The organism is uncultured Anaerococcus sp., assembly GCF_963510915.1.
Lineage (GTDB): Bacteria > Bacillota > Clostridia > Tissierellales > Peptoniphilaceae > Anaerococcus.
On the sequence record NZ_CAUPHG010000020.1, the window covers coordinates 1 to 22,682 of the forward strand.

Sequence of the window (22,682 nt, forward strand, 5' to 3'; positions counted from 1 at the left end):
GGTAACTGGCCAGGTGTTACCGTAGATAAAAAAGAAGGTCTTTTAAAAGGCCACAAAGACATTATTATTGAAGACTTACCAGGAATTTATTCCCTTTCTCCATATACTATGGAAGAAGTTGTTTCTAGGGAATACCTTCTAAATGAAAAACCAGATTTAATCATTAACCTAGTTGATGGTTCAAACTTGGTAAGAAACCTATACCTTACAAGCCAACTATCAGAACTTGGTATCCCAATGCTTATATCCCTAAACATGATGGATATAGTAAGAAGCAAGGGAGATCAAATCGATGTTGCAGCCCTATCTAAAGAAATAAATGCACCAATAGTTGAAACTATCGCTGCTAGGGAAAAGGGTATTGACGAATTAATCGCAAAAGTCTTAGAGCTTGTAAAGGGCGGAGAAAAGCCAAATACTATGGTTTTCGATGCTGAACTTGAAGAAGCTCTAGGAGTGATTTCAGAAGACTTAAAACCAATTGTTGGAGAAAATTTTGCTAGGTATTATGCTATTAAGGCTTTTGAAAATGATGATGAATCAATGAACCACATCACAATTCCTAGTGATATTTTAGCTAAGATTGAAAAAATCAGAAATGACTTTGAAGCAAAAGAAGACGATGATTGCGAGTCAATCATTACTACAGGTAGATATGAGAATTTAGCAGAACTTTCTGATAAAGTTTTAGTAAAGGCTCCAACAAAACCATCTATAACAGATAAGGTTGATAAGATTGTAACCAATAGAATCTTAGGTCTACCAATCTTTGCCCTTGTAATGTTTTTGGTATTTTTCGGTGCAGTTTATGAACATTCACCAGGAACTATAGGTACTGATGCAGTTAACGGCTTCTTTGAAGATACACTTACACCAGCAGTTGGTGCTTGGATGGAAGGAGCTAATATAAACCCAGTTCTCCAATCATTAGTTACTGACGGTGCACTTGCAGGTGTGGGAGCAGTACTTGGATTCTTACCACAAATGATGGTTCTATTTGCTCTATTATCAATACTTGAAGATATAGGTTATATGGCAAGGGTTGCCTTCATCATGGACAGACTTTTCAGAAGATTTGGTCTATCAGGTAAATCATTCATCCCAGCCATGGTTGCAACAGGATGTGGTGTACCAGGTGTCCAAGCATCAAGAACAATCGAAAATGAAAGAGATAGAAAGATTACAATCATGACAGCTACTTTCATGCCTTGTTCAGCAAAATTACCAGTAATTGCCCTTATCGTTGGTGCATTTTTCCCAGAACATCGAGCCTTAGTATCATTCTCATTCTATGCGATTGGTGTAGCTTCAATTGTATTTTCTGGTATTATCTTAAAGAAATTTAAACAACTAGCTGATGAACCAGCACCATTTATCATGGAGCTTCCTCCATACCACGCACCAAGAGTAAAATCAGTTTTGACTGACGTTTATAATAAGTCTAAAGCTTATGTTAAGAGAGCAGGAACAATAATCTTCCTATCATCTGTTATAATTTGGTTCTTGACAAACTTTGATTTCAGATTACACTTAATTGAAGAAAACTCAGAAGGATCAATCATAGCTGTACTAGGTTCTGTAATCGGTGTAATCTTTAGGCCAATAGGCTTTGGTAGCTGGCAATCAACAGTTGCAACAATATCAGGTTTCGTAGCAAAAGAAAACGTAGTTTCCACAATGGGCGTTGTTTTAGGCCTTGGTAGTGATGTAGCAGAAGATACACCAGAACTACTTCAAGCTTTCGCCGCTGCAATAGGAACACCAATTGCAGGTTATTCATTCTTGCTATTTAACATGCTATGCATGCCATGTTTTGCAGCAGTAGGTGCTATCAAGACAGAAATGGATGACAATAAGTGGACAGCAATCACTATTGCTTATCAAATGGGCTTTGCCTATATAGTAAGCTTAATCTTCTACCAAATAGCAAGCTACTTCTATACAGGTCAAGTACACTTCGGCACAATACTCGGAGTAATAGCCCTAGTATTCTTCATCTATATGGTTGTTAGAAAACCATATGTAAAGAAGAATATCGAATACGATAAGTCACTAGCATAAATTTTAGAGCAAGGTTTTGCTCTTAGAGAAAGAAGGAAATAATGAACTTAGCATCTTGGATTTTACTTTTAGTAGTACTAGGAATCTGTGCTTATATTGTTTATTCAAAATTTGTAAAGAAGAGTGACTCATGTGGATGCGGATGCTCTGCATGTGACAGCAAGGATAAAAAATCTTGCTGTGATTAATTACTACACTAGAAAGGCCCTACCCTGTAGGGTCTTTTATTTTAGGGATTTTTAGAAATAGAGTATATTAATACTATGAAAATCGAAATTAATAAGAAACGCTATAGGGACTTTGATTCCTATATGAAGGAAAAATTTCAGAAAAAAATCATCAAACTCCCCCTAGATGGGGGATTTACTTGTCCAAATAGGGACGGGACCCTATCTAAGGATGGGTGTATATTTTGCTCGGAAACTGGATCTGGAGAATGGACTATAGGGATTAAATCAATCGCCGAGCAAATTTCCTACCAAAAAGCAAGGCTTTCAAAAGAGGGAAGGCCTGAAGCCTATTTGGGATATTTTCAAAATTTCACCAACACCTATGCAAATCTTTCAAAACTTAGAGAGCTTTACTATGAAGCTCTGGATGATGAGGAAGTAATAGGTCTTGCCATAGCAACCAGGGCGGATTGCTTGTCAGATGATGTACTTGATCTATTGGAAGAAATTAATGAAAAATATTTTCTAATAGTTGAGCTTGGCATGCAAAGTGTAAAGGAAAAGACCCTTGACCTTATAAATAGGGGTTACGACCAAGAAATTTTCGATAAAGGTCTTAGAAAATTAAAGGCTAGGGGAATTAGGGTTTTGGTTCATATGATTGTTGGGCTTCCCTTTGAGGATTTTGAAGATTATATGAAAGATGTTTCCTACATCAACGAGGCATATCCATGGGGAATAAAAATCCACAATCTTTATGTAGAAAAAAATTCTAGATTAGAGAAGTTTTATAAAGAAAATAGGATTCACTATGGTATGGATATGGAAAATTATGTTAAAATAGTAGTAGAGATTCTTAGGAATTTAAGGCCAGAGCTTGTGATAAATAGGCTAACAGGAGATGGGATCGGTGAAAAAATATCCTTTCCTCTTTGGTCGAAAAATAAGGCTAAGATTTTAACAAGTATTGACAAAATGATGAAAGAAAAAAATTTTAGACAGGGGGATTTATGGAAAGAAAATTAGATGCGAGATTTTTTACAAACTCACTAAGCGAAGATGGAACCTACACTGATAAGGATAAGTCATTGCTTTTGGTTATTGATATCCAGCCAAAGTTAATGGTGACTATGGATAAGGGGGAAAGGACTACTAGAAATACTATTGGTCTTATTAAAGCCTTCAAAAAGTATGATATGGCTGTCCTTGCAACAGAACAATATCCAAAAGGCCTTGGTAGGTCAGATGAGGAAATTTTGGCTGAAATTGACGATGAAAAAATCTTTGCTAAGACAAGTTTTAATGCCCTAACACCAGAAGTTTACGAATTTATCAAGGAAAATAAAATCGAAAAGGTATTTGTAACAGGAGCAGAGGGTCATATTTGTGTTTACCAAACAATTAGAAGCCTTTTAGATATGGGGCTTGATGTATTTTATGTAGACGATGCAATTTCTTCTTATTCTGATGAGCTTAAAAAAATTGCCAGAAAATCTTTAAGGGATATGGGAGCAGTCCTTGTAAATACAGAATTAGTCCTTTTCGACCTCGCAGTAGACAGCAAGGACCCAAATTTTAAATTCGTTTCAAACCTAGTAAAAGAATTAAGAAAGTAGGAGAAAATTATGACAGATTTACCTAAATGCCCATCTTGTGGCGAAAACTACACTTATAAAGACGGACATATCTACGTCTGTCCTATATGTTTTCATGAATGGTCCGATAAGGAAGAAGAAGTAGAAGAAAAAACAAAAGTAACCAGGGATGCCGTAGGAAATATTTTAGAAGATGGCGACAATGCAAGTATTGTAAAGGATTTGAAATTAGGAACAGATACAATAAAGCAAGGTGCCAAGGTGACTAACATAAAGATTTTAGAAAATCCAGTAAATGGCCACGATATAGACGCCAAGGTGGAAGGCTTTGGGTCCTTATATTTAAAATCCTCTGTTATAAAGAAGGTGAACTAAATACATTACTTTGTATGACAAAGTAGCAAAACTTTTCTCGATTTATTTATATAATATTTTGAGGAAAGTTTTTTTATGGAAAAGATCAATGGATTAATTAATAATGCTATACAGATAAAAGGAGCTAAAGGACTTGCGAGGGATTTTATGAAGTCGAGGCAAGGATGTCCTGAGAAAAATTATTTTTGTCAATTTTTTGCTATCTTTTACGTTTGGAATAAGTGTCTTATAAGAGTATAATAGCCTTGAAATTTACTAACGTTTTCTTGGAAATTTTTTTTATCAAAGGAGATTTAATGTTTAACAAAGATGATTTTAAGGCTGTGAATGCAGTTAGAACTTTATCAGTTGCTCAAATAGAGAAGGCTAATTCTGGCCATCCTGGACTTCCTATGGGAGCAAGTCCTATGGCTTATGCCTTGTTTAACAAGGTTTTAAAGGCAAATCCAAAAAATCCTAGTTTTTTTGATAGGGATAGGTTTGTTTTATCCGCTGGTCATGGTTCTGCTATGCTTTATTCCCTTCTCCACTTATCTGGATATGATATTTCTATGGAGGATTTAAAAAACTTTAGGCAAATTGGATCTATAGCTGCAGGTCACCCAGAAGTTGGAATGACTCCTGGTGTTGAGGTGACTACTGGTCCTCTGGGTCAAGGTATTGCCCAAGCTGTAGGTCTTGCCTTAGCTGAAAAACACTTGGCAGGTCTTTATAACAAGGAAGATTTAAAACCAATTGACCACTATACTTACGCTCTTTGTGGTGATGGCGACCTTATGGAAGGTGTATCTTACGAGGCTATGAGTCTTGCAGGTCATTTAAAGCTTGATAAACTAATCGTGCTTTACGATTCAAATGATATTTGCCTTGATGGCAAGCTTACTACATCTTTTTCTGAATCAGTAAAAGATAGGGTTCTTGCTCAAAATTGGGCCTATGACAGGGTCGAAGATGGGGAAGACCTAGAAGCGATTTTAAAAGCAATCGAAAAGGCTAAGGAAAATGATAAGCCAACCCTAATCGAAGTAAAAACAATAATCGGTTTTGGTTCTAAAAATCAAGGTACAAACAAGGTTCACGGTGCACCTTTAGGGGCTGAGGATTTTGAATTTGCTAAAAAATCTTATGAATGGGATAGCGAAGACTTTGTAATCTCAGATGACATTTACCAAACTTTCGAAAATGGCATTGGAAAACGTGGCGCAGAAGCCAATGAGAAATGGGATCAACTTTTAAAAGAATATGCTGAAAAATATCCAGTAGACTATAAGGAATTAATGGCTGGTATCAATAGAGAACTCCCAGAGAATTTCCTAGACCAGGTAAAAAAATATTCTCATGAAGATAAGTCCCTTGCTACCCGCGCTTCAAGTGGGGAAATTTTACAAGATTTGGCAAAAGTTTCTAGAAATATTTGGGGAGGTTCTGCTGACCTATTCTCATCTAATAAGACAAATATAGTTGATTCTCAATCTTTCAAAGACGATCCGGCAGGTAGAAATGTTTGGTATGGTGTTCGTGAATTTGCCATGGCAGCTATTGGTAACGGAATCATGGCCCATGGTGGTACTTTCCATCACGTATCAACCTTCTTTGTCTTTGCAGATTACCTAAAGGCTGCAGTTAGACTTTCAGCCCTTTCACACTTGCCACTTGCTTATGTGATGACCCACGATTCTGTGGCAGTAGGTGAAGATGGCCCAACCCACGAACCAATTGAGCAACTTGCTATGCTTAGGTCAATACCAAATACAATCGTCCTAAGACCAGCAGATGGAAATGAAGTTAGACTAGCTTGGAAAATAGCCCTAGAAAGCAAGGATAAACCAGTTGTAATTGCCCTTACTCGTCAAAATGTACCAAACCTAAAGCAAACTGAAAATTTAGGGTCAATTGAAAAGGGAGCTTATATTATAAAGGATGTTCAAAAACCTGAATTAATCCTAATTGCAACAGGTTCAGAAGTTTCTCTTGCCCTAGAATGTGCTGAAGAACTTGAAAAAGAAGGCAAGAAAGTAAGAGTTGTATCTATGCCATCCATGGAATTATTTAGGGCTCAAGATGCTTCATACAGGGAAGAGATTCTTCCAAGTGAAGTTAGAAATAGGGTCTCAATCGAAATGGGTTCTTCCTTTGGTTGGGCTGAATTTACAGGTCTTGATGGTCTAAATATCTCAATTGACAGGTTCGGTATATCAGGACCAGGTGGAGATGTTGCTAAAAAACTTGGTTTCAGTAAAGAAGCTGTAGTAGAAAAAATCAAGCAAAAATTCTATTAAATATAAATTTTAGAAAAAAATCAAGCTGTGGTCCAAAGACCATAGCTTTTTTGTCTTAAAATGTATATAATAATAGGAGAAGAATCTTATGAAAGAAGGATTTTATGAAGATATTAGAATTACTTGCAGATGGCAATGAAACTATAGAATTACTTACAGTTGTAGACTATCTCAGAAGGGCAGATATCAAAATCGATATGGTATCAACTACTGGCTCAAAAGAATTAACAACCAGCCATGGCGTAAAATACCAGGCAGATTTTCTCTTAGAAGATATAAATCCAGCTGACTATGATGGAGTTTATATACCAGGTGGCACTAAGGGTGCAGAAAGCCTTAGGGATAATGAAAAAGTTATAGATATTATAAAGGATTTTGATAAGGAAAATAAGCTTATAGCTGCGATTTGTGCAGGACCAATTGTCCTTGATAGGGCAGGAGTCCTTAAAGATAAAAAGGCAACTTCTTTTCCAACTATAAAAAAAGACCTTCAAAATGTTGGCCAGTATATCGATGATGAAATAGTTGTTACAGACGGAAATATCACTACTGGCAGGGGAGCTGCAGTGACAAATTATTTAGCTCTTAGACTTGTTGAGCTTATCAAGGGTGTTGATGCCAAAGAAGAGGTAAAATACGGCATCCAACATTCTGCTGTTGAAGATTATTTTAAGATAAGGTTTTAGGAAAATGAAAAATATCAGAAAAATATTTATTCTTGGTGGGGCGAATCTTTTTGCCAAAACGACAATTAAATACGCTCTAGACCTAGGATATTTTGTAAAGGCTGTTGACCTCATTAGGCCAAGTGATTTTGAGACTATGAACAATCTAGACTTTATCCTAGAGGATTTCTTTTCCCTAACAGATGAGCAAGCAATAAGTCTAATGGAAGATTGTGATAGCTTTATTTATGCAGGTGGAGTAAGTGATTTATCTGTGCCAAGAAAACCAGCTGGCAAATTTTTCTATGAGAGAAATGTCCTTCCAACTGGCAGGGTAGCGAGACTTGCAAGACGAGCTGGGATAAAAAATTTCCTTCTCTTAGGAGATTATAAAACACAAATAGCCGAAAAAAACGAAATTTTAAGAAAAAATTCCTACCATAAGGAGCCCTATATCCAAACCAGGTTGATGCAAGAGCTAATTGCAACTTTTGAGGGCGAACCATTAATGAATGTCTCTATTCTAAGGCCAGGCCTTATTATTGGCAAGGCTAACAAGTCAATCCTTGAAGCCCATATTGACCTAGTTAAGGCTAATAAAATAATACCTGTAACCGAAGGCGTAATACCAATAATATCAGCTGAAGCCTTGGCTAGGGCTGCTATCTATGCCCTAGAGCTTGAAGGTGATAAGAAGACTTATGCAGTTTCCACATCAAAGATTTCTTACAGGCAAATATATGAGATGGTTATTGAAGCTATGGAAAAATCAGATGAAAAAACTTTGGAAGATAAGACTTTTGATGATCTGCTACCAGCCTATGAAAAGGATGTAAAGATTACAGAAAATAAGGGACTTGAACACGGAATTGGCCAGATTAATATGCTAAGGGCTATGACTATGGATTTGAGTTTCAAATCTGATTTTGACCTGGGCGAGGAAGACCTAACGGAAGAAATAAAAGAAATGATAAACCTCTACCTAAAAGGCACACCAGTTAAGGCTGGAAGTGAGAGAAGAAGTAGTGGTGAAAATTTAGAAAATAAAAAAGACTAAAATTTAAAATTTCAGTCTTAAAGCGTCGACAAAGCAAGTAATAATTTTGCTTTATCGGCGTTTTTATGTTTTAAGAAAAATGGTTGATAAAAAATGTAATTATTATTGGGTTTGTAAGGTTGACTGCTATGGCAAGGACAATTGGGAAAATAAACATAGCCACATCTGCAGGGCCCTTTTCTTCTATAATTGCTTCCATGTTTGCCATAGCATTTGGAGTTTGGCCCAAACCTACCCCGCAGTGGCCTGCAACCATGACTGCCGCATCGTAGGAGCGACCTAAAAGATTGAAAGTCACAAGGCTAGTATAAATAGCTATAAAAACAGCCTGAGCAAGAAGGATGATAAGCATAGGTCCTGCAAGGCCTAAGATAGCCGAAATATTCAAATTTATTAGGGCTAAAGATAAAAATAGGCTTAGGGAAATATTTCCTACCAAGTCGATATTGTCCATATCTAATGGTTTTTTAGTTGAGTCATAAATATTTCTTACAAGTAAGCCTCCAAATTGGCATCCTACATAATAAGGAAAGTTTAAACCTGTTAAGCCAAGGATTTTATTAATAAGGGTGCCGAGAAAACTTGCTAGGGCGATTATTATTATGGCCTTGGTAAGAGTTTTTTGGTTGGTAATTGTTTTTATAGATAGGTTTTCTTTTTTAGAAAGTGAACCCCTACTTACAAGTCCATTTTTGGCTATGAGGAGTTTGGAAGTAGGACCTCCCACAAGGGATCCAGCTAGGAGACCAAAGGTTGCAGCCGCAACCCCTATTGTAATATTGGACTTCGCACCCATGGATTCCATAATTTTTCCAAAGCTTATGGCAGAACCAATCCCACCTGTCATTGATGTAGACCCCATGGCTATGCCGTGGAGGGGGTTTATGCCAAGCACCTTTGCAAGGCCAACTCCGATTAGGTTTTGAAGGGGCAGAAGAACTATAATGGCTATAGCAAGTCTTATTCCCAAGGAACCTGATTTTTTTAACATGGCAAAGGATGCGGAAAGACCTATCGATGTAAAAAAGATATTCATAAAGAAATCTTGGAGGACCTTGTCAAATTCAATATTTGCTAGGTTAGTTTCTTTTAAAATCAAAACAAGTATTGAAATTATAAGCCCACCTATGACTGGACTGGGTATAAAAAATATTCTTAAAAATTTAAACTTATTTTTTAAAATATCACCTATGATGAGGGCGATAATTGCTATGCCTAGGCTTTGTATAATATCTAAGTTAATGGTCATGCTTACCTCTTTATCTGTTGAAATGGTTGTTCTGCTCAGATTTAGACTTATTATATTTTTTTTTTGAAAAATAACAATATTTATAGACTTTTTCTTGAAAAGTCAATGCCTTTTATAATATAATAGTAAGATAGGAGAGAAGAGATGAAATTTTTATTTTACTTATCAGGATTTGCCTTGTTTTATGCAATGATAGGCTATCCTCTAGTGCTTCTTATTTTGGAAAAGTTTATCAAAAGAGAGAACGATCAGGATTATTCCTATAAGCCTTTCGTATCAGTGATAATCTCAGCTTATAATGAAGAAGACGTAATCGAAAAAAAGTTAGAAAATATCATACAAAGTAAGTACCCACATTATGAAGTGATTATTGCTAATGATGCTTCAAACGATAGGACAGTTGAGCTTTGTGAGAAATTTATAAAAGACCATCTAGACTATGATATTAGGGTAAACACCGTTGTAAACCACCTAGGTAAAACTAATGCCCAAGACGAGGCGGTAGAAGTTGCAAAGGGTGAGATCCTAGTATTTTCAGACGCTAATTCAATGTTTAAGGCAGATGCCATTGATGAACTTGTTTCATATTTTACGGCAGATGATATAGAATATGTGTGTGGGTCTTTAATTTACATGGAAGATGTGGATGTATCTTCTGCTGTTGCAGAAAACACCTACTGGAATTTTGAATTAAAATTAAGAAAAATCGAGTCAAATATAAAGACCATTGTAAACGGAAATGGGGCGATATATGCCGTTAGAAAGGCTGATTATAGGCACATAGACTTGGTTAATAGCCACGACTATGAACTTCCACTTTATGCTGGACTTAACCACAAGAGAGCCCTTTATAATCCAAAGGCAATTGCCGTTGAAAAGGCGGGACAAACTACAGCTGACGAATTTAAGAGAAAGGTGAGGATGCAAAGAAGGATTCTTACCAATATCTTTACTAATGTTCGCAGGTTAAATATTTTTGAATATGGTTGGTTTTCCTTTTTCCATTTTGGCCACAAGACTTTAAGGTATATGCAGGCATTTTTCCATATTGTGCTATTTATAGCCAACCTTGGAGTCCTCAATGAAGGAATATTTTATAAACTGTTTTTCCTAGGCCAAGTTGGTTTTTATACCCTTGCTGTGATTGGCCAATTGTCAAAGGCAAAGAGTAAGATTTTCTACTTCCCAAGATATTATTGTGCCATGATGCTTGCCCAAATCCTAGGAGCTTATAAGGAGCTTAGGGGTGGATCTAAGGCGACTTGGGAGAAGGCAGAAACAACAAGGAAGCTATGAGAGTTGAAGTTTTAATCTCCGCCATGAATGTGGAGGATATAAATTTTTATAAGAAGTTTAACTTAGAATGTGACGCCCTTATCATAAATCAGGCTGGTAAAAACGCTTATGAAGAAGTCTATGATGGTGGCAAAAAAATCAGAATGATTACCACAGACACAAGGGGCCTTGCGGTATCCCGTAACCTTGCCCTTCTAAATTCAACTGCGGATGTAGTTATTTTCGCGGATGATGATGAGGTTTTTGAAGAGGGTTATCTTGAAAGAATCAAAGATGGATTTATAGAACATCCAGATGTTGATTTTTTCGTATTTAAGACTATAGTTTACCAGGATGGCAAGGAAATAATTAAGGTTAAGGACGAAAAAAAACTCAGTTTTTATAATTGTTTGAGATATGGGTCTGTTCACTTTGTTTTTAGAAGAGAAGTCTTGGCGAGAGAAAATTTATACCTAAACACTCTCTTTGGATCAGGGACAAATATAGGATCTGGTGAAGATTCGATTTTTATCCTATCCGCCATTAGAAAAGGACTAAAGGTAAGGACTAACAAAAGCCTAATTGCCAAGGTTTACAACGATAATTCAAACTGGTTTGAAGGATATAATGAAAAGTATTTCTACGATAAGGGAGTCTTAGCAAGGGCACTTTTCCCTAGATTATACAAACTATATATAAGGTATTTTCTGTATTCGCACCCGGAAATGCTTAGAGAAATAAAAAAAGAAAAAGCAAAAGAAAAAATGTATGAGGGTGCTAGAGATTTTGGAGGATATGATGGAAAATAAAAAATCAAAGTTTACAGCTTTCTTATCATCTATAATAGCTGGTATAATTGTGGCCATGATTGTCTATTTTGGCCTAAATTTAGCGGGCTATAAAGAATATAGGGCATCTGCTAAACTTGTCACTACTTCTGTAGAAAATTTAAACGGGGATAATCCTGCAGCAGGTTTTGCGGCAACCCTAAATTCTAAGGCAATCAAAGAGAGAACCTTGGAGAATTTAAAGATAGATTGGCCTGTTTCTAAGTTTGACAACAAACTTAACCTAACACCAATTTCTACTTCTCCAATTATTGAAATATCGGTAACTGATACTAACAAGCTAAGGGCAGAAGACCTTGCGGATGAGTTTGCTGACCTATCTGTGACAGTTTTAAATAACATTTACAATACAGGGGCAAATGTGATGGAATATTCTTATCAAAATGCCACTGCTATCGACAACACAATTAAGTATGCAACCTATGCTGGTCTTGCTGGATTTGTAATTTATCTAGTAATTTCCTTGGTAAGTGTGAGCCGTTATAATCACAAGCTAAAAAAGAACCAAGTAAAGGATTACAAAAAAGAAGAAATCAAGGCAAAAAGCCAGGTAGAGAAAAATAAAGATATCATTGAAGAAGTCGAAGAAACTGAAGAAGATATGGTAGATGATTTTGACGATGACTTGGAAGATGAAATTGAAGATGAGCCAATCCAAGAATCTGAAAGCATAGAAGATGATGGGGAAGTCAAAGAAGAAACCAGACCTTTACAAAAAATTTCACAAGAGCCAAAGGAAGACTTTGCTGCTACAAGGAAAATTGACAAGAATGATCTAATAATGGCTGCAAATGAAGAAGAAAAAAAGCATGATGATAATAATAAAAAGAATAATGCCAATAAGCTTGAGATTTTGGGTAAGCTTCCAAGGTATCAGAGAGGAGCATTAGATGTTTAGAAGAAAAAAAGTTGATGAAAAAAGAGAAATCCTCCTCCAAGCCTTTTATAATCTAGAAGATAAGCTAACAAAAAATCTTGACGTTGATGATGTAGTTATCAGTTTTACAGCCACAGATGATAAGTCTATGAAATTAGACTCCATATATTATATGGCAAGCCATCTTGCAGAAGAGAATGAAAGAATCCTAGTAATTGATGCAAATCTTAGGGCAGATGAGCTTGAAGAAATGAAGGGCTTTTATAACAAGAGAGGCTTTGTAGATTGCCTATTGGGCGATTTTAGACTTGATGATGCCCTAGTGCGTGAAAGTGACAACCTTCATCTCCTAATGACAGGTAGGGTGTCTGAATATGAGGATATGTACCTTGAGCCATCAGCCATTACTAGATTCTTTGCTGATTGTAAGGATAGGTATGACTATGTCTTTATAAGTACCAAGGAAAATATTGGTATAGCAGAGTCGAATGTATTTTGTGGTTTAGCTGACAAGACAGTAATTTTTAGTACTGAAGAAAATTCTAAATCCTACCTCCTTGAAGAATCTATTAGCCAGCTTGAAAAGGCGGGTGCAGATATTAAGGGAGTTATAATTTCTAATTATGTATACGAAGACAACGAACTTGATGACCTTTTTGGAGGAAAATAATGAAGAAAATTAGTGCGCTATTAGCTCTTGGTCTTATCCTAAGCCTTACTGGTTGTAAGGATGATTCCTATACATCAGTTAGGCATTCTAAAAATGCCGAAACTGAAATAGCAGAGGAAGTAAAGCCAAATGAAGACCAAGACAGTAAGAAAGAAAATGTAGAAGAAACAGAAAAAGAAAATACAGAAGATACAGAAAAAGAAAATAATAAAAATGTGACCGACCAAGTCAAGGAAGAATTAGACGACGGGGTCGAATTTAGGGTGGAAGACACTGTAAATATGCGTATAGCCCCAGAAAAAGACGCTTATATAGTTACCGAAGTAGGCCCAGAAGATGAAATCCTAAATCTAGGAGAGAATAATGGCTGGACTAGGGTAACCGCTAAGGGTAAGACTGGCTATATAAGGTCAGATCTTTTAATCAAAAATTAAAGAAAAGGGTTGTTTATTAACAACCCTACTTTTATGTCTATTTTTAAAAAATATGTTATAATACAAGGAGAGAGGTTTAAATGATTGATATAATAAAAAATATGTTTATGCCAATCTTTATGGTGGTTGCTGTAATTAGTCTAATTGACTTTCTTCTTGAAGGCAGAAGGCTTTCAGCATATATAAGTGCAGTAACTGGTTTTGTTGCGGCTCTTTCTTTGGTTGTATCTATAATTAGTCCAAACAGCGATTTATTTATGCAATTTTATTTATTGTTATTTTTATTATCTATTTCGCTTGTGATTTTGGCACTTAAAAAGCAAATTGATGCCTTTACTGTTATAGGTATAGCCCTTATGGTTGTAATGTTGTACCTACTATTGAGATTTCCATTAATATGAAAAAGAGGAATATATGATAAATATCAAAAACTTGAAGAAAATTTACGACAACGGTTATGAGGCTCTAAAGTCTGTTAATCTAGATATCAAAGATGGTGCCTTGGTGACCCTCCTAGGTCCAAGCGGGTGTGGCAAGTCCACAATTTTAAATATTATTGCAGGTATCCTTGACCCAACTGATGGGGATATAAGTTTTGACGGCGAATCAATCGTCAATAAACACTCAAAAGACCGTGATATCGGGATGGTTTTTCAAAACTACGCCCTCTATCCGCATATGACTGTTCTTGAAAATATAATATTCCCCCTAGTTGTAGGTGAAGGAAAAATAAAAAAAGAAGAAGCGATAAAGATAGCTCAAAAATATATGGAATTAACCTATATTACTGATATACAAAATAAAAGACCAAAGGAAATATCAGGAGGCCAACAGCAAAGGGTGGCTATAGCAAGAGCTTTAGTTAAAAACCCAAAGACCCTTCTACTTGACGAACCACTTTCAAACCTCGATGCTAGATTAAGGCTTTCTATCAGGGAAGAGATTAGAAATATCGTAAAAACTGTAGGCGTTACTACAATTTTTGTAACCCACGATCAGGAAGAGGCCCTATCAATAAGTGATTACATAGCCCTAATGGATAAGGGTGTAATTCAACAATACGATATTCCTCAAAATCTTTACCTAGAACCAGCCAACCTTTTTGTGGCGAAATTTATCGGTAACCCTATTATAAATATCTACGATGTAGAAAATAGGGATGGGGATTTTGTAAATGGTGATCTTGTTATAGAAAAATCAAAATTAGTAGAAGCTAGGAAAAAAACAGAATTAAATGGAAAAACTTACAAAGTTGGTATAAGGCCTGAGCATTTCAAACTTGATCCAGCAGGTAATTTAGAAATCGAAGTGGAATCTCGTGAGATGATTGGTAGGTATATGATCCTACACTTCAACCTAAACGGCCAAGCATCAAGGATGGTAGTTGATTCTGCTCTTGATATTAAGGCAGAAGATAAGGTAAAAATTTCTGTTGATCATAAGGCAATCTATCTGTTTACTGAAGATGGGGAAAGGGTCTACTAATGAAAAAGAAAATGACCTATAGGGCAGAGACAACCAATAAGGCCTGGCTTTTTCTCTTGCCAGCCTTGTTTTTCATCCTAGTCTTTAACGTTTATCCATTAATTAGGACCTTTTATATGGCTGTCCATAGCAATAATATCATGAAGCCAGAATTTGTTGGATTTGCAAACTTTCCGGCAGTTTTTCATGACAAATTATTTATCTTAGCCATGAAAAACACCTTAATATATTCAATTACAGTTGTGCCTTCATCTATTATAATTTCAATGTTTATAGCTTTGATTTTAAATGAAAAAGTTATAGGTAATAGGTTTTTTGAAACAATTTTCTTTATACCTTACCTAACAAGTGTAATCGCTGTAGGTATTGTATTTAGGTATTTATTTAATGGTCAATATGGTTTTATAAACCATATGCTATCCTTTGTTGGTATTGGACCTATAGATTTTTTAAATAATCCTGACTATAATATGCTCTCAGCTATTATATTTGGGGTGTGGAACGGTCTAGCCTTTAATATTATAGTAATTCTTGCTGGTCTTAGAGGTATTGACAAAGATTATTATAAGATAGCTGACACCTTTGGTGCAACTGGCTGGGAGCAGTTTAAGAAAATCACACTCCCACAACTTGCAAATATTATTACCTTTTTGTTTTTAACAAGTTTCATATCAAGCTTTAAGGTATATAATCAAATCTTTGCCCTCTTTAATGGTAAGGCAGGTGTAGGTAATAGGCTAATTACTGCAGTATTTTATATCTACAATAAATTCTATGTAGAATACCGCTATGGTCAGGCCATGGCAGCAGCAGTTATTTTGTTTTTATTCCTCTTAGTTATGACCTTTGTTCAAAGAGCGATTATAAGAAAGATAGCGAGGTAGGAGATGAAAAAGATTTTTAAAGGATTAGCTTTTATTTTTATAATAATAATGGCTGCTGTAACCCTCTTTCCATTTATTTATATGATTGCATCAGCTTTGATGAGCTTTAGAGAAGTAACAGCCATCCCACCAAAACTTTTACCATCAAGCCCGCAATTTTCAAATTTTGCTGAGGCTATGAAGTCAGCTCCTTTTGCTAGATATTTTGTAAATACAGTTTTTGTTTCCTTGATAAATACACTTGGAACTTTGATAACAACTGTGCTTGCAGCCTTTGCCCTAAACTTTATGAACTTTAAGGGTAAAGATATGCTTCAAAACTTCATGCTAGCACTTTTGATGGTACCTTTTGAAATAATTATTTTTACAAACTACTCAACCATAGCCAAGTTAGGACTTTTGGATACCTACATGGCGCTCATAATTCCTTTTATGGCTTCAGTATTTTATATTTTCTACCTAAAGGAATTTTTAAAATCTGTTCCAAGGGAATTTTACAATGTTGCCAAGGTTGATGGGGCAAGTGACTTTGAATTTATAAGAAAGGTCATGATTCCAATGTGTAAGCAAAGTCTATTTACTATCGGACTTTTAAACTTTATTACAGGTTGGAACTCATTCTTGTGGCCAATCCTTGTTACAAACACCAAAAATATGAGATTAATATCAAATGGTCTTTCAGCCTTTGCTACTGAAGCAGGTCAATTAATTCATTTGCAAATGGCTGCTTCAACCATAACAGTCCTACCAATTTTGATTCTTTACTTTATATTTAGGAAGCAAATATTGAGGGGAGTATCCTTTGGAGGAATTAAGGGATAAGTATTGATTAAAATTACTTTTAAGGGTATATATTAAATGTAAGAATGATGAGTTTGCTTGTAAACAAACTTAGGAGAATTTTTTTAAAGGGGAAGAAATGAAGAAAAAATTAACATTACTTGCAGCATTAGTTTTATCTATTGGAATGTTCTCAGCTTGTGGAAACAAAGCTAAAGAAGAAGCTCCAAAAGAAGAAGCAAAAGTAGAAGAAAAAGCAGAAGAATCTAAAGAACCTGCTAAAGAAGGTCAAACAGAAGTAGTATTTTGGCATGCTATGGGTGGCGGACAAGGTGAAGCTTTAGAGAGCCTTGTTAAAGATTTTGAAAAAGAAAATCCAGATGTAAAAATCACCCTTCAACACCAAGGTGGTTATAAGGATCTTAACCAAATCCTAGTTGCAACCATGCAATCACCTAAAGACCTACCAACTATTACCCAAGCTTATCCAGATTGGATGCTCCAATTTAGCGAAGCTGGTATGGTAGCTGACCTTACAGATAGAGTTAAGGGCGAAGATGGAATTAAAGATTACGATGATATTTTCCCAGGTGTAAGAGATGAAATCGAACAAGATGGAAAAATTATCGGTATCCCATTTAATAAATCAACAGAAGTTTTATGGTATAACCAAGACATTTTTGATGAACTAGGTATTAAAAATCCAACAAACTTTGAAGAATTAAAAGAAGCAGCTAAAAAAATCAAGGCAGAAAAAGATATACCAGCCTTTGGTTGGGATTCACTTTCTAACTTCTATGTAACCTACCTTAAAAACAAGGGCATAGATTTTGGCCCAGAACTTGACGTTACAAGCCCTGAATCAATTGAAGCTATCAACTACTACCTAGATGGTATTAAAGAAGGTTACTTTAGAATAGCTGGTACTGACCAATACCTATCAGGTCCATTCTCTAACCAACAACTAGCTGGCTACATAGGTTCAAATGCTGGTGAAGTATATGTTAAAGAAGGAGTTGAAGGTAAATTCAAATACGCAGCTCAAGCATATCCAGCAGATAAGGCTGTTCAACAAGGTACAAATATTTATATGTTTGAGGGAGCAAGCGATGAACAAAAAGATGCTGCATTTAAGTTCCTTAAATTCCTAGCAAGCAAGGAAAGCCAAATCAAATTTGCTCTAGCAACAGGCTATATGCCAGCTAGAAAATCAGCTGTAGAAGATGAAAGCTACAAGAATGCTGATTCTGTAATACCAAAAATCCTTGCACCAGCAAGTGAAAAATTATTCTCAAGACCACTTGTTCCAGGCAGCCAACAAGCCTACAATGACATTGCAAGCAAACTTGAAGAAATCCTTTCAAACCCAGATAGCGATGTAAAAGCAGAAATGGAAGCTTTCGCACCACAATTTAAAGCAGATTTCCAAAAATAAAATAAAATGAAAAAAACTCCCGGCTTGGGAGTTTTTTTCTTGCCTATTCAAAATACTGGGCTTGGGCCTTGTAGAGTTTACTGTAAAGATTATCGTAAGCCATTAGTTTGTCGTGGCTATCGAAGGCAGCAGCTTTTCCATTATCTAGTAAGAGGATTTTATTGGTAAACCTTGATGAGCTCATCCTGTGGGAGATGAAGATGGCAGTTTTGCCTTCAGTCATTTCGTTAAAGTGCTCGTAGATTTTGCTTTCTGCAAGGGGGTCTAAGGATGCTGTTGGCTCATCTAGGATTAGAAAGTCTGCGTCTTGGTAAAGGGCACGAGCTATGGCAAGCTTTTGTTTTTGGCCAAGGGATAGGTCTGTTGCATTTTCGTATATGTCCTTATTGAGGTAGGTATCAAGACCCTTTGGAAGTTCTTTTATCTTTGAATCTAAGTCTAGCCTTCTTATAATTTCATCAGTTTTATCTTCGCTAAAATCCTTATTTCCAATAATATTTTCCTTTATTGTAAAAGGCATGATGGAAAAATCTTGGAAGACTCCGCTGATTTTTTTATAGAGAGATTTTTTGCTGATTTTATTTATATTTACACCATTATAAAGGATTTCTCCAGAATCAATATCGAAAAATCTTAGGAGAATTTTTACTATAGTTGTCTTTCCGGCGTTATTTACACCCACAATTGAGATTTTCTCGCCCTTATTTATCCTAAATGATAAGTTATCAATAATTTTCCTGTCTGATCCTGGATAGGTAAAGGTTACGTTTTTAAAGACTAGGCTCTCAAAATCTCCTGCTTCTTCTAGGTTTTCTTCCTTGTCAGAATCTAGGACGTAGAAATCATAGAGAGGTTCAAGGTTAGCAAGACTCATTATAAAGTCTGCCAGCTCTGAAAACATGGTCTGGAAGGAAGTCATGAAGTTTTCGTTGGCAGAAACAATAGCAGAAAAGGATCCAAAGGAAATTTGTGGGCCGTAGGCGGCTGAGAGTGTCCTCATTGCTACATAGGTGTAGGAAACTAATCTTAAAATAGACTCCAAAAAGATTTTTATAGCTCCCATGTTGGCCTCAAAGGCAAACTTATCTTCAAAGCCATCCATCATTTGATCTAAGTATCCTTGTGTTTTAGATTGAAGCATTTCTCCCAGGTCAAAGACTCTTATTTCCTTTTGGTAGTGAGGGCTTGCCATGAGGGAGAAATAATAGGAAAATCTCCTGTTTACATTTACAATCTCTAGGTCAAACTTGCTTGTATAAGCAGATTGTTTGCCATTTACAAGGATTATTAAAAGTGAAATCAAAATTGAAAAACCAACCAAGTAAGGGGAGAAGGATATGATAACAAGAGCGGTTCCTATAATGGTTGCCAGGCTTGTTATTATATCCTTTAGGCATGATAGCAAGTTATGGATAGCGCCCATATTAATTGCGGCGTTGGCCTTTTCCTTGAGGTCTAGGGTTTGGGGGTTTTCTATATTTTGGTAGGTCAAATCCATGGCTTTTTTGGCAAGTTCAAAGGTCAAATAATCATTAATTCCCTGGCGTCTTACAAATTCTTCTCGGCTTAGAAGTCTTTCTAGACTTTCTAGGAGGATTCTTCCTAAGATTAAGAATAGGACAATTTTTATAAAGTCGTTAGCTGGCCTTGGGTCTGTGATTTGGTTAATAAAAATCATTGGCACAAAGACATTTACCATGGTTGCTGCTGCTGGAGATAAGGCGTTTAGGATAATTACCGGTATATAAAGAGGATCGTTTTTTGCAGTAATTTTTGCAAAAAGCCATAGGGCTTTTAGTTTATTTTTCATTCTTTTCCTCCAAATAGTATTTTCTTTGGGATTCGTACATTTCCTTATAGAGCCCATCTTGTTTTAAAAGTTCATCATGAGTTCCATATTCGGTGATTTTTCCACCATCAAGGAGCATGATTTTATCACAAAATCTGGTAGATGCTAGTCTGTGGGAGATAAAAATCAGGGTTTTATCCTTACTAATCTCATCAAGGTCCCTGTAAATTTTCTCTTCTGCGAGGGCATCAAGGGCGGCTGTTGGTTCGTCCATGATAAGGGCTCCTGCATTTTCTTTGTAAAGGGCACGAGCGATTGCGAGTTTCTGGTTTTCCCCACCGGAGAAAAGTGTCCCATCGTCGTGGATATTACGGGTCATTTGGGTATCAATTCCTTTTGGTAATTGGTCAAGCTTATATCCTAAACCTGCCTTTTTTAGACAATCTACAACTCTTTCTCGGTTGATATTTTCATCAGTCGTCGCCACATTTTCTGCAATGGAAACTGCGAGGGGTTCTACATTTTGTAGGACAGTTGCAAAGGCAGCATACCTTTCTTTTAGGTCAAGGTCGTTGGCATTTATACCGTTAATAAAAATCTCACCTGCTGTTGGCTTATAAAGGCCAAGGATTAGGGAAACTATAGTGGATTTACCTGCACCATTTACACCAACAATGGCGACTTTCTCCTTTTCTTTGATAGTAAATGAGAGATTATCTAAAACATTCACATCAGATAGGGGATAAGAAAAAGATACATTTCTAAATTCTATTGATATTGGTCCAGTAATTTTTTTCTCTCCTGCCTCTGACTTTAGGTCAGCCCTTAGCATATCAAAGCCATCTGACACATAGAGGAGGTTTGACCTGGTTTGGGCTATATTTATTACAAGAGTTAAGATAACCTTAGAATAAATTGCAACTGATGTGATAAGGAGGGTTAGGTTTTTAAGGGTAATTTGATCTGATAGAATTTTCCCTGTCAGGAAATAATAGCAAAGGGCTTCTACTCCCACGATAAGGACTGCAAGGACAGGGGATAGGTACATTTCAGGCTTGATAAAGGTCCTTGAAATCTTAATCACATTTCCTACAAGGGGATTAAAACCCTCAATAAATTTATCTTTAAAGGAAAAAACTCTGATATCTTTTGCAAAACGAAAATCGGATGCTTCCCTATAATAGGCTTCGGTTTTTCTCCTAACCTTGTTAAGCTCACCCATGTGGGAGTGCCTATACTTATCAGTGTAAGTTCTAATCGCAAGTTGAATTAGGATTGAAATTATGGCAAAGATAAAAATTAGGGGGGATAGCCTTGACATAATCACAGATATTATAATAAAGGAGATAAGATTTGCCAAAATCTTATACATATCGTGGTAAATCCCTTCAAGGCCTTCGACGTTGTTAGAAAAAGGTTCAAATCCTCTGGAAAATTCGGCCATGAAGAGAGAATTTTCTCCAAGACCATAGTCCATTTCCATGATAGGACCACTTGCTTTTATGAAGGATTCAAGCCTTGTCCCCATATAGGTTGGGTAAGTTCTGCGCTCTATCTGATTTGAGATTATGGAGCAGACGAAAATTATTAGAGAGTAGGCTAAAATTACGAAAATCATTGTCTTTAGGTCAGTATTTTTTTCTATTAGACCTACTAAGTAATACATGATAAAGGCTTCTATAATTGGTATGAGACCAGCAGTGATAGGATAAAGAATTAGGGATAATTTTATTTTTAGATTGTCCTTAAAAGGCGCATAGGCCATCTTTAGAAGGTCAAAATTTGAAAGCTTATCGGCCCTTAGATATGATTTTATGACTTCTTCGTCTTTTAAATTTTGGGCGAGATTTTCTTTTAGGTTTTTAAGATTATTTTCCATAATCTTCCTCCTTTATGTCTTTAGAAAATTCAGTCAGTTCTTCTATAACTTTTTCAAAACCAGGTTTTCTCAGATAATAATAAGTCTTCCTGCCCTCAATGTATGCTCCAATAAAGCCACAAACGTGAAGTTGGCTTATGTGGTAAGAAAGGGTGGCAGGAGTTATATAAAGCTTGTCAGAAAGCTCTTTTGCATAGTAATTTCTTTCTTTTAAGAGGTCTAGAATGTCAATCCTGGTTGGATCTCCTAGGATTTTTAGGTATTGGCTAAGGTGTTTTAGTTTGTTTTCCTTTTCGATAAAGTCTTTATTTGAATAAATTCCAAATTTGATAAAGGCATCATCGTAATCTTCTGATATAAACTGAATCATGATCATGTTTGGTGCAAGGATAAGGCCATAGATGTTTAAAGGCTCATCTCTTTTGCTTAAAAAACTTGCTAAGCCAACTTGGTCTATTACTTCACTTACCTTTTTGTAGCCATCTTTTTTTATTTTTTCAAAATGTTCTGTAAACTCATCTTGAATTTTTGGAAAATTATTTTCTAAAATCTGGCAAATTTTTTCTAATAGAGGATAGAGTCTATCGTAGATTGATTTCTTATTAGAAAAAGACCTTAAAAGTGCCATAGAAAGCTTATCTCCGTAGGGTAGACTAGCTATTAAGCTCAGAAAGTCTGATTTTAAAGCTTTTTTTGACCATTCTTTTAAGTTTGCTGATTTTAATTCTGGATCATCTATGTCAACACCTATACATCTTAAAAAAGATAGGTTGAAGACTAGGTCAAAGATCTCATAGGAAAATTCTTTAATAGAGCTAACATTGATATTTTGGAAAACACCTGCCATAAAAGGCAAATAATTTCCATCGTTTTCT

At 35.9% G+C, this 22,682-nt stretch carries 22 protein-coding genes; 18 read left to right on the plus strand and 4 right to left on the minus strand.

The annotated features are described in order from the left end of the window. From feoB to RQ893_RS03005, 8 genes are all read left to right on the plus strand, one after another. Positions 1-2,061 (plus strand): ferrous iron transport protein B (gene feoB / locus RQ893_RS02970; protein WP_311481562.1); only part of this gene is annotated, 2,061 nt, incomplete at its 5' end. Positions 2,062-2,102: 41 nt separating this feature from the next. Continuing rightward, positions 2,103-2,249: a FeoB-associated Cys-rich membrane protein gene (locus RQ893_RS02975; protein ID WP_311481563.1), complete on the plus strand. Its 147-nt coding sequence runs from the start codon at positions 2,103-2,105 to the stop codon at positions 2,247-2,249. A 75-nt stretch (positions 2,250-2,324) separates the two neighbouring features. Beyond that, positions 2,325-3,257: a TIGR01212 family radical SAM protein gene (locus tag RQ893_RS02980; RefSeq protein WP_311481564.1), complete on the plus strand. Its 933-nt coding sequence runs from the start codon at positions 2,325-2,327 to the stop codon at positions 3,255-3,257. Then, entirely contained in the window at positions 3,242-3,847 is a 606-nt protein-coding gene (locus RQ893_RS02985) for an isochorismatase family protein (RefSeq protein ID WP_311481565.1), read from the plus strand. The genes RQ893_RS02980 and RQ893_RS02985 overlap by 16 nt, the downstream gene beginning before the upstream one ends. 9 nt (positions 3,848-3,856) lie before the next feature. Continuing rightward, positions 3,857-4,201, plus strand: coding sequence for a zinc ribbon domain-containing protein YjdM (locus RQ893_RS02990; RefSeq protein WP_311481566.1), 345 nt, complete (start codon positions 3,857-3,859; stop codon positions 4,199-4,201). Positions 4,202-4,497: 296 nt separating this feature from the next. Then, the gene (gene tkt, locus RQ893_RS02995) at positions 4,498-6,480 is read left to right on the plus strand and encodes a transketolase (protein WP_311481567.1); all 1,983 of its coding nucleotides are present in this window, start codon (positions 4,498-4,500) and stop codon (positions 6,478-6,480) included. 104 nt (positions 6,481-6,584) lie between these two features. Next, on the plus strand, positions 6,585-7,166 hold the full coding sequence (locus RQ893_RS03000) for a DJ-1 family glyoxalase III (RefSeq protein WP_311481568.1): 582 nt from the start codon (positions 6,585-6,587) through the stop codon (positions 7,164-7,166). A 4-nt stretch (positions 7,167-7,170) separates the two neighbouring features. After that, positions 7,171-8,202, plus strand: a complete 1,032-nt coding sequence (locus tag RQ893_RS03005; protein WP_311481569.1) for an NAD(P)-dependent oxidoreductase — start codon at positions 7,171-7,173, stop codon at positions 8,200-8,202. Between the two features lie 70 nt (positions 8,203-8,272). On the opposite strand, the gene RQ893_RS03010 is transcribed toward RQ893_RS03005, so the two are convergent. After that, positions 8,273-9,451 carry a sodium/glutamate symporter gene (locus RQ893_RS03010; protein ID WP_311481570.1) on the minus strand — a complete coding sequence of 393 codons (1,179 nt, stop codon included), beginning with the start codon at positions 9,449-9,451 and terminating at the stop codon, positions 8,273-8,275. 144 nt (positions 9,452-9,595) lie between these two features. Here RQ893_RS03010 and RQ893_RS03015 point away from each other — a divergent pair, with 144 nt between their 5' ends. The 10 genes from RQ893_RS03015 (at position 9,596) to RQ893_RS03060 (ending at position 18,139) form a co-directional block, all read left to right on the plus strand. Continuing rightward, entirely contained in the window at positions 9,596-10,747 is a 1,152-nt protein-coding gene (locus RQ893_RS03015; protein WP_311481571.1) for a glycosyltransferase, read from the plus strand. Then, positions 10,714-11,535, plus strand: a complete 822-nt coding sequence (locus RQ893_RS03020; RefSeq protein WP_311481572.1) for a glycosyltransferase — start codon at positions 10,714-10,716, stop codon at positions 11,533-11,535. The genes RQ893_RS03015 and RQ893_RS03020 overlap by 34 nt, the downstream gene beginning before the upstream one ends. Continuing rightward, complete coding sequence (locus RQ893_RS03025) at positions 11,525-12,472, plus strand: hypothetical protein (RefSeq protein WP_311481573.1); 948 nt, start codon at positions 11,525-11,527, stop codon at positions 12,470-12,472. Before RQ893_RS03020 ends, RQ893_RS03025 begins: the two co-directional genes overlap by 11 nt. Further along, positions 12,465-13,121 carry an AAA family ATPase gene (locus RQ893_RS03030; RefSeq protein ID WP_311481574.1) on the plus strand — a complete coding sequence of 219 codons (657 nt, stop codon included), beginning with the start codon at positions 12,465-12,467 and terminating at the stop codon, positions 13,119-13,121. The genes RQ893_RS03025 and RQ893_RS03030 overlap by 8 nt, the downstream gene beginning before the upstream one ends. Beyond that, positions 13,121-13,555: an SH3 domain-containing protein gene (locus RQ893_RS03035; RefSeq protein WP_311481575.1), complete on the plus strand. Its 435-nt coding sequence runs from the start codon at positions 13,121-13,123 to the stop codon at positions 13,553-13,555. The genes RQ893_RS03030 and RQ893_RS03035 overlap by 1 nt, the downstream gene beginning before the upstream one ends. An 80-nt stretch (positions 13,556-13,635) precedes the next feature. Beyond that, positions 13,636-13,956, plus strand: coding sequence for a hypothetical protein (locus RQ893_RS03040; RefSeq protein WP_311481576.1), 321 nt, complete (start codon positions 13,636-13,638; stop codon positions 13,954-13,956). 13 nt (positions 13,957-13,969) lie between these two features. Next, the gene (locus tag RQ893_RS03045; protein ID WP_311481577.1) at positions 13,970-15,040 is read left to right on the plus strand and encodes an ABC transporter ATP-binding protein; all 1,071 of its coding nucleotides are present in this window, start codon (positions 13,970-13,972) and stop codon (positions 15,038-15,040) included. Continuing rightward, on the plus strand, positions 15,040-15,924 hold the full coding sequence (locus RQ893_RS03050; RefSeq protein ID WP_311481578.1) for a sugar ABC transporter permease: 885 nt from the start codon (positions 15,040-15,042) through the stop codon (positions 15,922-15,924). The genes RQ893_RS03045 and RQ893_RS03050 overlap by 1 nt, the downstream gene beginning before the upstream one ends. A gap of 3 nt (positions 15,925-15,927) precedes the next feature. After that, positions 15,928-16,746, plus strand: coding sequence for a carbohydrate ABC transporter permease (locus tag RQ893_RS03055; RefSeq protein ID WP_311481579.1), 819 nt, complete (start codon positions 15,928-15,930; stop codon positions 16,744-16,746). A gap of 97 nt (positions 16,747-16,843) precedes the next feature. After that, positions 16,844-18,139, plus strand: a complete 1,296-nt coding sequence (locus RQ893_RS03060; protein WP_311481580.1) for an ABC transporter substrate-binding protein — start codon at positions 16,844-16,846, stop codon at positions 18,137-18,139. A 43-nt stretch (positions 18,140-18,182) separates the two neighbouring features. Here RQ893_RS03060 and RQ893_RS03065 read toward each other — a convergent pair whose 3' ends face one another. The 3 genes from RQ893_RS03065 to RQ893_RS03075 form a co-directional block, all read right to left on the minus strand. Continuing rightward, positions 18,183-19,949, minus strand: coding sequence for an ABC transporter ATP-binding protein (locus tag RQ893_RS03065; RefSeq protein ID WP_311481581.1), 1,767 nt, complete (start codon positions 19,947-19,949; stop codon positions 18,183-18,185). Beyond that, positions 19,939-21,807, minus strand: coding sequence for an ABC transporter ATP-binding protein (locus tag RQ893_RS03070; protein WP_311481582.1), 1,869 nt, complete (start codon positions 21,805-21,807; stop codon positions 19,939-19,941). Before RQ893_RS03070 ends, RQ893_RS03065 begins: the two co-directional genes overlap by 11 nt. Further along, positions 21,797-22,682, minus strand: an 886-nt coding sequence (locus RQ893_RS03075) for a winged helix-turn-helix domain-containing protein (protein ID WP_311481583.1), incomplete at its 5' end; no start/stop codon positions are given. The genes RQ893_RS03075 and RQ893_RS03070, both read right to left, overlap by 11 nt.